Origin of the sequence: Nocardia acidivorans NBRC 108247, from assembly GCF_001625085.1 — a bacterium.
GTDB lineage: Bacteria > Actinomycetota > Actinomycetes > Mycobacteriales > Mycobacteriaceae > Nocardia > Nocardia acidivorans.
Genome location: NZ_BDAW01000008.1, coordinates 25638 through 40651, shown reverse-complemented (window position 1 = coordinate 40651; position 15014 = coordinate 25638). Strand labels below are relative to the sequence as shown.

Annotated in this window: 16 protein-coding genes; 1 reads left to right on the top strand and 15 read right to left on the bottom strand. The window is 67.8% G+C overall.

The window, feature by feature from the left end; translation table 11 throughout:
* Positions 1–340: 340 nt before the first annotated feature.
* On the bottom strand, positions 341–1303 hold the full coding sequence (locus NA10_RS03000; RefSeq protein ID WP_067562993.1) for a hypothetical protein: 963 nt from the start codon (positions 1301–1303) through the stop codon (positions 341–343).
* 247 nt (positions 1304–1550) lie between these two features.
* On the opposite strand from NA10_RS03000, the gene NA10_RS02995 reads away from it, so the two are divergent.
* A complete protein-coding gene (locus tag NA10_RS02995; RefSeq protein ID WP_067562990.1) occupies positions 1551–2213 on the top strand; it encodes a TetR/AcrR family transcriptional regulator in 663 nt (220 codons plus the stop codon).
* Between the two features lies 1 nt (position 2214).
* Here the strand turns inward: NA10_RS02995 and NA10_RS02990 are convergent, their stop codons facing one another.
* From NA10_RS02990 to NA10_RS02925, 14 genes are all read right to left on the bottom strand, one after another.
* A complete protein-coding gene (locus tag NA10_RS02990; protein ID WP_067562989.1) occupies positions 2215–3408 on the bottom strand; it encodes an esterase/lipase family protein in 1194 nt (397 codons plus the stop codon).
* Between the two features lie 95 nt (positions 3409–3503).
* On the bottom strand, positions 3504–4724 hold the full coding sequence (locus NA10_RS02985; RefSeq protein WP_067562986.1) for a PucR family transcriptional regulator: 1221 nt from the start codon (positions 4722–4724) through the stop codon (positions 3504–3506).
* Between the two features lie 238 nt (positions 4725–4962).
* Complete coding sequence (locus tag NA10_RS02980) at positions 4963–5727, bottom strand: ThuA domain-containing protein (protein ID WP_067562984.1); 765 nt, start codon at positions 5725–5727, stop codon at positions 4963–4965.
* Positions 5724–6488 (bottom strand): SDR family NAD(P)-dependent oxidoreductase, encoded by a 765-nt coding sequence (locus NA10_RS02975; protein ID WP_067562982.1) that lies wholly within the window; start codon positions 6486–6488, stop codon positions 5724–5726. The genes NA10_RS02980 and NA10_RS02975 overlap by 4 nt, the downstream gene beginning before the upstream one ends.
* 59 nt (positions 6489–6547) lie before the next feature.
* Positions 6548–6775: a biotin/lipoyl-containing protein gene (locus NA10_RS02970; protein ID WP_067563194.1), complete on the bottom strand. Its 228-nt coding sequence runs from the start codon at positions 6773–6775 to the stop codon at positions 6548–6550.
* Positions 6776–6816: 41 nt separating this feature from the next.
* Complete coding sequence (locus tag NA10_RS02965; RefSeq protein WP_373862332.1) at positions 6817–7026, bottom strand: ferredoxin; 210 nt, start codon at positions 7024–7026, stop codon at positions 6817–6819.
* Positions 7023–8168 carry a thiolase family protein gene (locus NA10_RS02960; RefSeq protein ID WP_067562979.1) on the bottom strand — a complete coding sequence of 382 codons (1146 nt, stop codon included), beginning with the start codon at positions 8166–8168 and terminating at the stop codon, positions 7023–7025. Before NA10_RS02960 ends, NA10_RS02965 begins: the two co-directional genes overlap by 4 nt.
* Complete coding sequence (locus NA10_RS02955; RefSeq protein ID WP_067562977.1) at positions 8165–8596, bottom strand: Zn-ribbon domain-containing OB-fold protein; 432 nt, start codon at positions 8594–8596, stop codon at positions 8165–8167. Before NA10_RS02955 ends, NA10_RS02960 begins: the two co-directional genes overlap by 4 nt.
* Positions 8593–8946, bottom strand: a complete 354-nt coding sequence (locus NA10_RS02950; protein WP_245676991.1) for a 2Fe-2S iron-sulfur cluster-binding protein — start codon at positions 8944–8946, stop codon at positions 8593–8595. The genes NA10_RS02955 and NA10_RS02950 overlap by 4 nt, the downstream gene beginning before the upstream one ends.
* Positions 8939–10201: an acyl-CoA dehydrogenase family protein gene (locus NA10_RS02945; RefSeq protein WP_067562975.1), complete on the bottom strand. Its 1263-nt coding sequence runs from the start codon at positions 10199–10201 to the stop codon at positions 8939–8941. The genes NA10_RS02950 and NA10_RS02945 overlap by 8 nt, the downstream gene beginning before the upstream one ends.
* Positions 10194–11393 (bottom strand): acyl-CoA dehydrogenase family protein, encoded by a 1200-nt coding sequence (locus NA10_RS02940; RefSeq protein ID WP_067562972.1) that lies wholly within the window; start codon positions 11391–11393, stop codon positions 10194–10196. The genes NA10_RS02945 and NA10_RS02940 overlap by 8 nt, the downstream gene beginning before the upstream one ends.
* Complete coding sequence (locus NA10_RS02935; protein ID WP_067562970.1) at positions 11390–12937, bottom strand: AMP-binding protein; 1548 nt, start codon at positions 12935–12937, stop codon at positions 11390–11392. Before NA10_RS02935 ends, NA10_RS02940 begins: the two co-directional genes overlap by 4 nt.
* Positions 12938–12948: 11 nt before the next feature.
* Positions 12949–13974 (bottom strand): alpha-ketoacid dehydrogenase subunit beta, encoded by a 1026-nt coding sequence (locus tag NA10_RS02930; RefSeq protein ID WP_373862334.1) that lies wholly within the window; start codon positions 13972–13974, stop codon positions 12949–12951.
* Positions 13975–13979: 5 nt separating this feature from the next.
* Complete coding sequence (locus NA10_RS02925) at positions 13980–14972, bottom strand: thiamine pyrophosphate-dependent dehydrogenase E1 component subunit alpha (RefSeq protein ID WP_067562965.1); 993 nt, start codon at positions 14970–14972, stop codon at positions 13980–13982.
* Positions 14973–15014: the final 42 nt, after the last annotated feature.

The following is a 15014-nucleotide window of genomic DNA, read 5'->3' as shown; positions in this document are numbered from 1 at the left end:
TGGCAGGGCAGCAGTGTGCCGACGGCGGTGGCGACCCGATCCGCCAACGCCACCACCCCCGGGTGAACGTCATCGAACCCTGGCTCAACGCGTATCGCCCGATCGAACGGGCCGAATCAAGAATCGCGAATCGACCTGTCGATCAACAGGATTCACGCGCGACCGGCTCACCGCACGTGGCCTGATCGCCCCGGGACAGCGCGAGCAGGAGTTGGTGGTCGTGCGCGCGGACCGGCCACGCGGGTGATCGGCGGACGATCCGACGCCCGGAAATGAGCCCGTTCCCCCGATTAGGGAGAACGGGCTCGTCGAGGCCGCCGGTGAATCTCGTTGTCTGGTATCAGTTCAGCCCGGTCACGCCCTGTGCGATGGCGGCCAGTCGCGTCTGGGCGGCCGAGACCACACCGCGCCGGTTGCTGTTCGCCTCCTCGTAGGCCAGGACCGTGCGCACGGCCGCCGGATCGGACAGCTCCTTGATAGCGGCGACCGCCTGGGCGACGTTCAGATCCGAGTAGTCCGGGATCGGCAATTCACGCGATTCCAGGACTCCGGTGGAGGCGCGGAAGGAATGCAGGGTATCGGCGGTACCCTCCGCGCCTTCCCGGCGGGTGACCTGCTCGGCGGTCTCGAGCGCGGCATCGCGGGAGGCGGTGAGAGTCTTGACCGCCACATCGCCCGCGCGGACACCCCGGGCCAGCAGGTCACCCAATGCCGGTGGGGCAGTGCGGAACACGTCCAGCGCCCGATCCAGGCCGTGGGCCGACCAGGTGACCGGAATGATGACGAGTTTGACGACGGTCCCGGCCGCGGCCTGGATGGGGGTGCGCCGCAGCGCGGCCGGACCGCCGAGGGCGTCCTCGGCCAGCACGGTGGTCAGCCAGTCCACCGTCGCGGTGTGCGCGGTGATCAGTCGGTCCGACAGGGCCACCACCTCGGACTGCTGCGCCGCCGTCGCCAGCGCCTTGATGTAGCGGGCACGATCGAGCAGCTGGTGTTCCAGGGCGAGGTCGCCGAGCAGCGCCTCGTCGAACGGCTGAGCCTGTTCACCAACCGCCTTGACCGCCGCCATCGCGCGGCCGACCAGAGGACCGATCAGATCGGGTGTGCCACCCAGTTCGCGAATGGCGGCCTGAATCGCCTCGGCGCGAGCGCGAGCATTGCCGGCGTTCTTCGACAATTCCTCGCGCACCGCTTCGGTGCGGGCCTGCGCGATGCGGGTTTCGGCGACCTGGATTTCGGTGTTGGTCAGATCAAGGACAGTGCGCAGCTGGGCCTGCAGCGTGGCGGTATCGCGGGTGCTCATGTGAATCTTTCTCCTCGGGGTCGACATCAGGTCGGCGCAAGTGCACCTCTCACCCCGACTACCCAATAGAGCGATCCGAAACATTGGGGCGCAATCGATCTGGACATAATCGCGGCGGTCCGCAGGTCGGACGCCGATCCGGCCGACCGGCCACGCGCTTTGTGACGCAACAATTTACAGCAAACCGGACGCCGGTCGAGTCGTAAGATGAGCAAAGCTCGTTTTTGCACGCACAGCAGGAGGCCGGATGCCGCCCAAGGCAGTACGCCAGCGTCGCCGTCCGATCCAGGAGCGTTCCCGGGCGACCCGGGAACACATTCTGGATACCGCCGGGCGATTGTTCGGTGAGCGCGGTATCGCCGATACCTCGACCAATCGGATCGCGATGGAGGCCGAGGTGAGTATCGGCACGGTCTACCGATACTTCGACGATAAGAGCGTCATGGTGGACGAATTGCTCGAGCGCCTGCTCTCGCGGGTCGAAGAGCGGTTCACGCGCTGGCTGTCCGGGCTTCCGCAGCAATCGAATCCGCAGTCCCCGGCAAATCGAGCGCGGGTGGTCACCGAACTGCTCGAGGTATTCACCGACGAGTTGGTCGCCAGTGCGAAGCTGGTACGCGCCCTGGTCGGCGGCGTGCAGTTCTACAACAGCGGGCTTCCGGAGTTCGAGCCGCGCCTGCGGCTACTGGTCAAATTACTCCTGATCCAGATCATCGGCCCGGGCGATGATCACAAATACGATGTGATGGCATTCGTCTTGGTCAATACCGGTTTCGCGGCCGTGCTGCGGGCCTCGGCCCTGGAGGTGGACAGTCGGGAGCGACAGGAGGTGGTCGCCATGACCGGATATATGATCGCCGCCTGGATCGAGGCCGAGATCGCCGCCGATCGACTTCCCGCCCCGCAATGATCTAGAGCGATCCGCCACCACCGACGAGCGGCGGATTGAAACTGCATTGCAATGGCACGGCGTGCCCCGGATCCAGTGCGCGCAGTGCGATGGAGAGCGCCCGCGGCGAATACATCATCGTCAGGTGATCGGAGAGATCCTGTTCGCAGCCGTCCTGAAGCAGAATATTGTCGACTTTCGCTCCCGCGCCCGCCTTGAGAAAGGTCAGCTCGTAGGGATTGGTGACCTCGTCGTACCGGGTGCCGACAATGGTGTAGTCGATGCCCGGCACGGTATCGCCATTGGCATTGAGTTTGTTCACGAAGTCCGAGCCGATGGTCTGCTGAATTCCCGCATGCCCCACGAGGATCTCGATCGGACCCAGCACGTCGATGCCCAAATTATTGATTGCCCGGCCCAGTGCGCCGATCCCGTCGAGGGAGGTGCCGTGATGGGTGGCGCCATAGGTGACGAAGGTCTGCACCTTGTTCGCGCCGCCCTCGTATTTGGTGTACCAGTTCGCCATCGACCCGCCCTGGGAATGCGCCACGATATCGACCTTGGGCGCGCCGGTGGCCGCGAGAACTCGATCCACGAAGGCGGACAATTGTTTTGCCGAATCCTGGATGTATCCGGTGCCCATCACACCGGGCAGCAGCGAACCCAGCCCGCCGCCCTCGAGCAGATTCGACCGCCCGTAGTTGAGGGTGAAGGTGCAATAGCCCGCGTCCTTGATGGGCTGGCCCATGTACGCGAAACCGTTGTAGGCGTTCATCCAGGTGCCGTGCACCAGCACCACCGGGCGCGGATGCGCGGCACTCGGCTTGCAGTTCCAGTCGTTGACACCGGGCGGCGCGGCATCGGGATGGGCCAGACCGTAACCGAAGGCCGCCACCCAGGAGGTCATGGTGGGTCCGTAACCCGTTGTGTCGGAAGAATATCCGCCTGACGAACCCGAACTCGACCCGGAACCGCCCAGGCAGTCGCCGGAGCCGTTGCCCGATCCCGCACCGCTGCCGGAGGTGCAGGCCGATCCGGAGTTCGCGGCGATCGGTCCGCCGTGCAGGCCCGCCGCGATGTAGTCGGCCAATTGCTGTTCGGTCGGCGCCGGATCGGGGGCGGCGTCCGCGCTCGTTCCGGTGAATCCCACCGCGAGCAGTGAAACCCCCGCGAGAATGGCCGATCGAAATGCCCTGGGGCGCATACTTCGTTTCATTTCGCCGACGCTAAAGCGGTGGCGAAACGGCCAGAAGGGGATGTGCCGGGTTCTGGGGAGTTCACCAAATCGCCCGGCGCGATTCATGAAGCGCCCTATCCGTCATTGAAGGTGCGGGCGATCAACGCCGAGCGCAGTTGCCACAGTCCGGAGTTCGCGGCCGGATCGAAGCCGGTGAGCTGGCGGACCCGCTTGATCCGGTAGTCGACGGTATTGGTGTGAATGTGCATCAGGTGCGCGGTGCGCTGCCGATTCAGATTGTTGCTGATATGGCATTGCAGGGTCTGCATCAGCTCGGGGTAGTCGTCGAGCGGATCCAGCAGTGCCCCAAGGGTTTCCCGGCCGGGACCCGGTCGGGTGAGCTGATACTCCAGGGCCATGTCGGTGAACCGGTAGAGGCCGGGAACACAGCGCAGCCGCTGCACCATATCGAGCAGTTCGTGCGCCCGGTCGGCCGCCGAGGGCACCTCGTCCGGTGCGGAGACCACCACCGTCGCGGTGACCCGAACCTGCGCCGCCGCCGACAGCCGGGCCACCAGCGTCTCGAGCTCCTTGTCCGCCAGCGTTCGGGTGGGAATCAGAATCGTGCCGCCGTCCACACTCAGCAGGGCGAGTACCGTTCCGCCACACCGGGTACCGAGCTCGGCCTGTAGGCGGCGCAGCTTGCGGCGCGCGACCACCTCCCCGTCGAGCATCGGATGCGCCTCGTCCGGATGTCGCGGAATATCGAGCGCCAGCACCGAATACTCCTCGGCGATATCTATTCCGCATTCGCGCGCCATGGTCGAGGTCGGATACCCGCCCAGCAGTGCGGAGGTGAGCGTGTGCACCGCGTTGTGGTGTTCGCTCACCGCCGCTTTGTGTTCGCGCACATAGGCAGTGGCCACGGTAACGCTGATGGCGTCCAGCATCTCCACCACCCGCTTGGCGCCGACCATCAGATTGCTGTGATCGCGCTCGGTGGAATTCTGCGAGATGAGGTCCATGCCGAATTTGAAGCCCTCGTGAATCGAGTGCAGGATCGTGTCGATCGGCACGCCCTCGCGCGCCCACCCCGCCGCCGCCTCGGACAATCGCTCGATCGTGGCCGGTGTGTCCTGTCCGTCGAGCATGTCCACCGCCAATTCCAGGCACACCCGCGTCACCGCGGTGACATCCCCGGAGATGACATCCCCCGGCAGTGTCCCGCACGGCACCACCTTGTCGACAAAATGCCCGACCAGCTGCTGAGCCAGGGCCCGCACATCCTGTAGCGGCCCGGACATCGGTTTCCCGGAGACCGTGAGTCCTTCCCGAAGCGCCCCGTCCGTAGTCATGGGCTACTCCCTTCCGTTGTGACCTACCGCACGTCAACGGTGGAGTTCGAACTCTAAAGTGATCGAGGGCTCACCTTCTACTCCCCTTCCCGAAAACCGCGGCATGGTCACGAATCAAGGTGCTGAGCAGCATCGATACCCGATGCCGTACATCGTGGCCGCCCGTGCCGGGCGGCAGATCGCACCCGCCGCTCATCTCTTGATCCACCGGCCCGGGCTTCCCGCGTACAGCCCCGGCTCACCCGTCCGGGTCCGGGAACTCCGCGGTGACAGCCCAATCCAGGCAACGGCGCAGGATCGTGCGGTATCCGTTCACCTCCCAACTACCCCGATCCACGAACCCGAGATCGTCCACGCCGAGGTCCTGGAGATCGAACCGGCCACGACAGTGGCCCAGCGTGAGGTAGCAGACCGTTCCGGCTCCGGACTCTTTGAGATAGAGCACCGGGCGCGGCTCGTCGACGGTGGTACGGCCCTGCTCGAAACCCGGTGCGTCCCCGACATATCGGGTATGCGCGAGCACGTGCAGCGGGGGATGCAGTTCACTGATGTAGAGCTCGTCGGTGACCTCGAAGGGCGCGAGGCCACGCACCAGCGGATGGTCGGGTTCGGTGATCTCGACCCGGTAGGGTCCGATCGGCGGGTGGCCGAGGAATCGACTGCCCAGCACTCGGGCCAGCTCGCCGAGCCGACGCGGAGTCGCGAATCGATCGGCGCCGAGAGGTTCGATGGCCGAGTTCGTGCCGTGCAAGGCGAGCCAGCGCCCGCCCCCGGTGACGAATGCCGTCAGCGCCCTGCGTTGTTCGGCCGAGGGCACGGCGTTGCAGGTGTACGTGATGAGTACCTCGGCTTCGGAGAGCGCCGCGAGGCAGTCGTAGTCCTGATAGACGCGCGTGCGGACCCGAGGGTGCGCGGCGAGTTCGGTGAGCAGGTGAACTCTGGCGTAGTCGAAGTCGTGCCAACTGCCACCGCAGACCAGGACCGCCTCGATCCGCCCGCTCAAAAGTCGAAGCGGTTGGTGAAGCCGCCGTCCACCACCAGGTTGACGCCCGTAATGTGGCCTGCGACAGGGGAAACCAGGAAGGCCGCCGCGTGCGCGATATCGTCGGCGCCGGCCAATTTGCCCAGTGCGGAGGCGGCCACCGCACCGTCGAACAGCGCGGGGAGGCCCGCGCGGATGTGGTCCCACACCCCGCCCTCGAAGAACACCGGGCCGGGCGAGATCGCGTTGACCCGAACACCCTTGGGTCCCAGGGCGCGGGCCTGCGCCGAAACATGTTGCAGCATCGCGGCTTTGAGCGCGCCGAAACTGTTCGCGGTCGGCAGCACACCCGCCTCCAGCGCCGAGGTGCTGGCGATGGCCAGAACCGCGGCGGCGGCACTGCGCTCGAGGTGCGGTGCGGCCGACTCGAGCAGGGTGACCAGGCTCATCAGATCGGTGCGGAAGTTGTCGAGCCAGGGATCGGGCCCCTCGCTCACCGACGCCGAGGCGTTGGCGATGACGATATCCAGTCCGCCCAGCGCCGTCGCGGTCGCGCCGACGAATTCGGTCAGGGCCGCCGGGTCCGCGACATCCACGGCACGGTGAAACACCGTGCCGCCCTGCGCACTCAGCTCCGCGGCCGCCTTCGCCAGCCCTTCTTCGCCCCGGGCGCAGATACCCACGGCGGCGCCCTCCGCCAGCAGGGTGCGGGCGATGGCGAGTCCGATACCGCGACTACCACCGGTGATGAGGGCGCGTTTGCCCGTGAGATCGAGATCCATGATTCGCTCCTGAATTCTGACGAAAATTCTTGCAGGACAAGCTGTCGCGCTGCCGGTGGTCATTCGAGCTCACCCAGCACCGCGCCGACCGGATAGTCGGTGTCCGCCTGGGCCGCCCCGTGGCGCAGCACCCCCGCGATCGGTGCGGGGATCTCGGTTTCGACCTTGTCGGTGCCCACGGCGTAGAGGCCCTCCCCCTCGGTCACCGTTGTGCCGTCGGGGACGAGCCAGCCCAGGAAGGTCCCCTCGGTCATGGAGACATCGAGCTTGGGCATGCGGATTTCCAACGAATACTCCTTCGTCACAGTCGGTTCGGTCGCCGAGCGGATCAGGGCGACAGGCGCAGCGCACGGCTGGGGCAGCTGTCCACGGCCGTGCGCGCCATCGCCATGCCATCCGGTGACAGCTCGGCGGGCGCGATGCTCGCGATGCCGTCGTCACCGACTTCGAACACCTCCGGTGCGATCGATTCGCACAGGCCGTTGCCCACGCACAGGTCACGATCGACAATCACCTTCACGGCGGTTCCTTTGATCATCGGTGCAGGACGGTGCAGCCACTCACACCGGGCGCACCGTAGACGTGGGAGAACGCCACCCGGGGCGACCCCGGAACCTGACGGTCCCCGGCGTCGCCGCGCAATTGCAGGACGTTCTCGTGGATCTGACGTAATCCCGACGCACCGATCGGCTCGCCATTGGCCAGGCAGCCGCCGTCGGTGTTGATCGGCAGCGCACCGCCGATTTCGGTTGCGCCACTGTCGATCAGCTCGGTTTGCGCACCGTGCGCACACAGTCCGGTCTCGGCCAGATGGATGAGCTCCGCACCGGCGTCGGTGTCCTGTACCTGGGCCACGTCCACGTCGGCCGGACCGATCCCCGCCAGTTCGAAGGCCGCCCGCGCCGCGTCGACGGTGGGACTCTCGCCCCGGTGGATGGAGAGCGAGGGGCTCAGCACCTCGAACGATCCGGGCTTGCGCGTGCGCACCGCCGTGGCGGCGATATGAACCGGATCGGCGCGATACCGGCGCGCCCGGTCCGCACCGCACAGCACCAGCGCGCACGCGCCGTCGCCCGGGGAACACAGCATGTACTGCCGCAGTGGATCACTCAGCATGACGGACCCGTCGATCTCGGCCTCGGACAGCGCCTTGCGTCGCCACGCGTTGGGATTGCGCGCCCCATTGCGGAAGGCCTTGGCGGCCACCGAGGTCAGCAGGCGGGCGGGCAGGGCGTGCTCGTGGAGGTAGCGCTGGATCTTGAGGGCGAAGAATTGTGAGGTCAGGGCCATTCCGGTGCTGCCGTACCACTGTCCGAGCCCCATCTGCTCGGGCCGGATCGCGAAGGCGCCGCGTGGGTGTGCGTCGAATCCCACCACCAGCGCCAGATCCGTTGTGCCCGAGGTGATGGCGTGCACCGCGGTGGCGAGCGAGCTGCTCCCGGTGGCGCAGCCGTTGAAGACGTTCAGGAAGGGCACCCCGGTCAGGCCCAGGTCCGAGACCAGGGTGTCCGCTGATCCGGAGGACATACTGCCTCCCACCGCGTAACCGATATCGCCCCAGGCCACCCCGGCATCGGCGAGCGCGAAGTGGATCGCGCGCACCGCCTCCCGCCGCACGGAGGTGTCCTGATACCGCCCGAACGGTGTGCAGCCGATGCCGATGATCGCCGCGCCGCTCATTGTCCCGCTCCTTCGGTCACGGGCGCGAAAGCGAAGGTCGTCGCCTGTTCGCCGCAATGCCCGGGCACGTCGAAAGTGGTGAGCCGCATCGGCATTCCGATCCACAGGCGATCGGCGTCGGATTCGGTGAGCAGGCTCTCGATGATCACCTCGCCGGGCAGCTCCACGTAGCCGACCCCGAAGGCCTCGAATTCCCGTCCGCGCGGCACGTAAGGCGGACTCGGCGGCGGGAACCGCTGTACGGTCCAGCTCCACAGCACGCCGCGCTCGCCCAGGTGCGCGACGCGCATATCCGTCGCACCGCAGCGGCGGCACGAATCCTGGGCCGGGAAGTCGATTTCGGCGCAGGCACCGCAGCGGGATCCGATCAGCCGGATACCGTGCGCGTCGACCCGCATGAGTGTCGGGTCGATCGGCCTGATGGTCATGACCGATCACCTCCTTCGCTGTTGTCGCGGCGCGGACGGACGCCGCGCTTGTGCACCACCACATCGCCGTGCACCCCCGCCTGACAGGCCAGCCGGACCGGGCCGAGACGCCGGCCGAGGGTGCCACCGAGCTCCCGAATCGCCTGTGCCTCAGCGGGTTCTGGCATCGACAGGCGCTCGTGATGTTCGAGTACCTCGACGAAGCACACCCGGCAGTCGCCCTTTCCGCCGCAGACCGTGGGCCAGCGAAAGCCGGCCGCGATTCCGGCCGCCATGATGGGCTGCCCCGGCAGCGCGCGGAACCGGACTCCGGACGGCCGCACCGTCACCATCGGACACCGCTCAGCCATGGCGGAGCTCCCGCCACGGCCGGCCGCGGTCGGGATCGGGTTCGCGATCGAGCCCCAGCACGCGCTCGCCGATAATGCTGCGCTGAATCTCGGAGGTGCCCCCGGCGATGGTGAGACGCCTGCTGTCCAGCAGCGCGTGCGCCTGCGGGGTCATGGGTTCGGCGCCGTCGGCGAGCGCGACGGTGTCCGCATCCCAGTACGCCGCGCGCGGCCCGGCGAGTTCGAATCCCAGCTCGGCGATCCGCTGCGCCAGCTCCGACTGCACCAGTTTGGTGATCGAACCTCGCGCATCGGCACCGGATCGCGCTGCCGCCGCGTGCAATCGGCGGTTGGTCAGTTCCAGTGCCCGCTCGGTGACGTACAGCGCCGTGAGTCGATCGCGGATCGATTCCTCCTGCCAGCGCCGCGATACGCGCGCCCGTTCCAGCACCGGCGCCAGCGCGATCGCACTCACCTCCGAACCGCCGGAGAGGCCGGACCGCTCGGCGTTCAGCGTCGACAGCGCCACCCGCCACCCCTGATGCAACGGTCCCAGGCGCGCACTGTCGGGGAGCACGACGCCGTCGAGGAACACCTCGCAGAAATGGGCTCCGCCGGTGATCTGCCGCAGGGGACGCGTACTCACCCCGGGTGATCGCATATCCAGCAGAAAGCAGGTGAGACCGGCGTTCTTCGGCCGATCCGGATCGGTGCGGGCCAGCAGCAGCCCGTACCGGGAGCGGTCGGCGAACGAGCTCCACACCTTCTGCCCGTCCACGATCCAGTTCCCGTCCTCGGCCGGCCTCGCACGGGTGGACAGCGCGGCCAGATCCGATCCCGCACCGGGTTCACTGAACAGCTGACACCACATATCCGCGCCCGAGGCGATGCCCGGCAGGTAGCGCCGCCGCTGTGCGTCGGTGCCCCACTTCATGATTCCCGGACCGACGAGGGTGATCGGCACGAAATGCCGTGCGGGCAACTCCGCCCGATAGTGCGCGAGCACCGCGCGCACCACCGCGCTGCGCTCCTCGTCCAGGCCCGCGCCGCCGTACTCGCGCGGCCACCACGGCACGATCCAGCCGCGTGCGGCGAGTACTCGGAACCAGTGTCGTGCGTCCGGATCGTCGAGTACGGGTCCGGTATCGAATGCCGCGGAATCGATGGCCGCCAACCACTTCGGCGGCAATTCGGCTCGTACCCACCGCTCCACCTCGCACCGGAAGTCGGCGAGGTCCTCGCGTCGGGGATCGGTGCGATCCGCACTCTCACCCATGGCGGGCCTCCCGCTGATCGAGCAGTGCGGCGAGGTCGCGGCGATGGCGAACCGCCCCGCCGGTCAATGCCGCGACGGCCCGCGCCCGGCGCAGTGCGCGATGGGCGTGGTGTTCCCAGGTGATCGCGATACCCCCGTGCAACTGCACGGCCGCCGTGGTGACGGTGACGGCGGTATCGGCGGCCAGCGCCGCCGCCACCGCGAGATCGATGGCGGTATCGGTGTCCTCGGGCGCGGTGGTGAGCCCCCAGGCCGCCCCGTACACCGCCGACCGGGTCAGCTCCACCTGCGACACCAGATCGGCCAGCCGATGCTTCACCGCTTGGAAGGAGCCGATCGTCCGCCCGAATTGCACACGCCCCCGGGCATATTCGACCGTTCGGTCCAGCGTCCGCTGCGCGAGCCCGAGCGATTCGGCGGCGGCGACCAGCGCACCCCGAGCCCGCATGGCGGCCAGGGCCCGGCGGGCGGTGTCCCCGGTGAGCAGTGATTCGGCCGCCACCGCGACGCAGTCGGCCCGGCCGACGGCCCGTGACAGATCCAGCCCGGCCAGCGCTGTCATCGTGAATCCAGCTGTGCGGGTGGGTAGTACCGCCACCGCGGGATCGCCCGACGCATCCACGGCCACGCAGACCAGCACGGTCGCGTGCCGCGCGTCCCAGACCGGTTCGACGCGACCGGAAAGACGTTGTCCGGCCCTCACGCTCACGCTGTCGTTCGCCCCGGCACCGTGGCCGAGCGCACAGCTTCCGATGGCAGGCGCCACTCGGCCCTCGCGCAGGCCGCGAACCAGGTCGGCGAACCGTGCCGCCGATTCCCCCTCTCCCGGGCCGGTAGGCCGTTCCCGATTGCCCGCGATCTCGCACAGCGCGGCGGTCACCGCCGCCGAGAACACCGGTCCGCCATACAGGGCCGCACCGGATTCCTCGGCGAGGATGGCGATATCTATCGGCGTGCCGCGCGGTTCGTCCGCACCGCCGAAGAGCAGATCGCCGATGCCCGCGTGGTGGGCCAGATCCGTCCAGGTAGGCGAAACCGTATGCGCACCATCGGCTTCGGACGCGTGTGCACCCGAATCCCGTCCTTCGGACGCCGCCGCATGATCGAATCGGCGCCGCAGCATCTGCCGCAGGTCGCGGTGTTCGTCGGTGAATTCGAACAGCGGTGGGGCGGCGGCCGCGACGGTGTTCACGACGCGCCCCCCGGTGCCCCGGCCGGCTCACGAGGCGAGGCCAGGTAGGCCGCACGCAGCCGACGTTTGTCCAGCTTGCCCATCACGGTGCGCGGATCGGCGTCGAGGAACTCGATCCGCACCGGACACTTGTAGTGCGCCAATCGATTTCGGCAGTACTCGACAAGTTCGACCGGATCCGGCGGATCGCCGTTCGGCACGACCAGGGCCAGGAGTTGTTCACCGAGGTCGGCATGCGGGATGCCGATCACCGCGATATCGGCCACGCCCGGATGGGTGCGCAGCACCGCCTCGGACTCGGCCGGATAGATATTCACCCCGCCGCTCACCACCATATCGGCGGCTCGGTCGGTCAGGTACAGGTAGCCCGCACGGTCGAGGTATCCGATCTCGCCGATGGCGAAAACGCCCTCGGCGACATAGCTGCGCCGCGTCTTCTCCGGATCATTGTGATAGCGCGGACGCACGCCGAGAGTCGATCGCACACAGACCAAACCCTGCTCCCCCGCGGGAAGTTCCACGCCTTCGGCGGTACGGATGCTCAGTTCGTATCCGGGCAAGGCCGTCCCGACCGATCCCGGATGCGCCAGCCACTGCTGCGAGTCGATGAACGTGACCGTCCCGACCTCGGTGGAGCCGTAGGCTTCTCGCAGCACCGGTCCGAACCAGTCGATCATGGCGCGCTTGATGTGCACCGGGCACGCGGCCCCGGTGTGCACGATCGAGGTGATACTCGCGATGTCGTACCGGGCGCGCGTCGACTCCGGCAGGGCGAGCAGCCGCGAGAAGTGCGTGGGCACCATCATGGTGCTCTCGATCCGGTGCCGGTCGATCAGGCGCAGCACCTCCTCGGCGTCGAATTTGCGCAGAATCACCAGGGGCTGGCCGACGCACAGCCCGCGCACCCCGCCGATCGGCCCGGTGTGGTGCATCGGTCCGACGATGAGATGCCGTCCCGCCGGTCGAACCGGCGATTGCGCGATCCGCCGGATGTGCTCGATCATCGAATCCCCGCCCGGGAACATCTGTTCGGGCAGCGTCACGCCTTTGGGAACACCGGTCGTCCCGGACGTGTAGTACAGCGGCGGCCTCGGCGCGATTCGCTCGGAGACCGGGATATCGGGTTGCTCGGCCAGAATCCGTTCCAGCGCGCGGCAACCGTCCGAGGATTCCGCGCCCCAGACGATCACCCGGACCGCCTCCGAGGCCGCCCGCACGATCGGCGCGCTGCGCGCATCGCACAGCACCGTATGCACCGAGCCGTCGGTGAGAATATGCCGCACCTCCGCCGCGGTGAGGGTGTGGTTCACCGGCACGACCGAGGTGCCCGCATAGGTTCCGGCCAGATGCGCCAGCGCCGTATGGGCGCTGTTCCCCGCCATCACCGCCACGCGTTGCCCATCGCAGATCCCGTCGTCGAGCAGTCGCCCGGCCAACCGGTCGACCATCGAATCCAGTTGCGGCCAAGTCCATTCGGTCTCACCGTCGGTGACGGCGATACCGTTCGGCTGCCGCCGCGCGACCGCTGCCAGTCCGTACGCCACGACCGCACCCCTCAGCCGGCCACGCGCGCACGCGAACGTGCCAGGGTGGTGCGCACCGCCGCCAGCACCCCGTCGACATCGGGCAGAAAGGCGTCCTCGAGGGCCTTGGCGTACGGCACGGGGGTGTTGGCCCCCGCCACCCGAGCGACCGGCGCGCCGAGCTCGTCGAAGAGCTGCTCGCTGATCATGGCGGCCAGTTCGGCGCCGAAACCATTGCGGCGCACCGCCTCGTGCACCACCACCGCATGCCGGGTGCGGGCCACCGACGCCAGCACCGCCCGCTCGTCGAGCGGCACCAGCGAGCGCAGATCCAGCACCTCGGCCTCGATACCCTCCCGCGCGAGCAATTCGGCCGCGGCCAGTGCGTCGTGCACCTGACGCCCGTAGGAGATGAGCGTGATATCGCGCCCGGCACGGGGTGTCGCCGCCACGCCGAGTGGCACGAGGTGGTGTCCGACCGGAACCGGTTGCGGCGGCAGGAAATACAGCAGGCTCTGCTCCACGATCACACACGGATCGGGATCGAGTATGCAGGCGGTGAGCAGTCCCTTGGCGTCGGCCGGATTGCTCGGCACCACCACCTTGAGCCCGGGCACGTGGGTGAGCCAGGCTTCCAGCATCTCCGAATGCTGTGCGCCGAACTGCATTCCGGCTCCGGCCGCGCAGCGCACGGTGAGCGGCACGCTGGTCTGGCCGCCGGACATGTACCGCAGTTTGGCGGCGTGATTGGCGAGTTGGTCGAGGCAGACGGCGAGGAAGTCCATCAGCATGATCTCGGCGACCGGTCGCATTCCCGCCACCGCGGCGCCGATGGCCGCGCCCATGATCGCCTGCTCGCTGATGGGTGTGGCCCGAACCCGGTGCGCGCCATATTTGCTCGACAATCCCGCGGTCACCTTGAACACCCCGCCACCGGGGTCGGCGATATCCTCACCCAGCAGGAATACCGACGGATCGCGGGCCAGTGCCTCGTCGAGCGCACTGCCCAGCGCCTGAAATCCCAGCATCGGCCGGGTGTTCGGCTCTTGTTCGGTCACGCCGCTCATGCCAGCGCCTCCTGGTAGACATCGGTGAGCAGCTCGGAGAGTTCGGCCGCCGGGCTTTGCTGTGCGAATCGGTACGCGTCCGCCACCGCGGCCGCGGCCTCCGCCTCGAGCGCGCCGAGCTGGTCGGCGGTGGCGAACCCGGTGGCCACCAGCCATTCCCGCATGCGGAGCACGGGATCGGCGGCGCGGGCCGCGGCCAGTTCACCGGGTTTCATGTACTCGTTCTGATCGGACATCTGATGCCCGTGGAAGCGGAAGGTCATGGCTTCGAGCAGGGTCGGCCCGGCACCGGCCCGCGCGCGGTCGACGGCCTGTTTCGCGGCGCGGTACATCTCGATCGGATCATTGCCGTCCACGCGCACGCCGGGAAAGTTGTAGGCCGCGGCCCGATCGGCGATGCGCGCGACGCTGGTCCCGTCCGCGTAGGCGGTGTGCTCGGCGTATTGGTTGTTCTGGCAGCAGAATACGATCGGCAGCCGCCAGAGTCCGGCGAGATTGCAGGCCTCGTGGAACGCACCGATATTGGTCGCGCCGTCGCCGAAATTGACCACCGTCACCTGATCGGTGCCGCGCAGCTGTGCGGCCAGCGCCAGCCCCGCCGCGATCGGCAGGCCGCCGCCGACGATGCCGGTGGTGACCATCAGGCCCGACGCGGGATGGGTGATGTGCATCGGCCCGCCCTTGCCCTTGCACAGGCCGGTCGCCCGGCCGAAGAATTCGGCCCAGAGTTCGCGCAGCGGAACACCTTTGGCGAGTTGGTCGTGCAGTCCGCGATAGGTGGTCACCACCTGGTCGTCGGGTCGCAGCAGTGCGCCGACCGCGGCGGAGACGATTTCCTGTCCGCGCGGCGAGTAGTACTGGGCGCTGACCTGTCCCGCCAGGACCAACGAGCGAAACTTCTCATCGCACAGCTTGATTCGGGTGGCGACGGTGAATATCGACAGGAGGGTTTCCGGGCCGATATCGGCTGGAACGGTGGTGTCGTCCACGGCAATCCTCACTATTAGTTAGTCCATCAATTAATTTGTAAC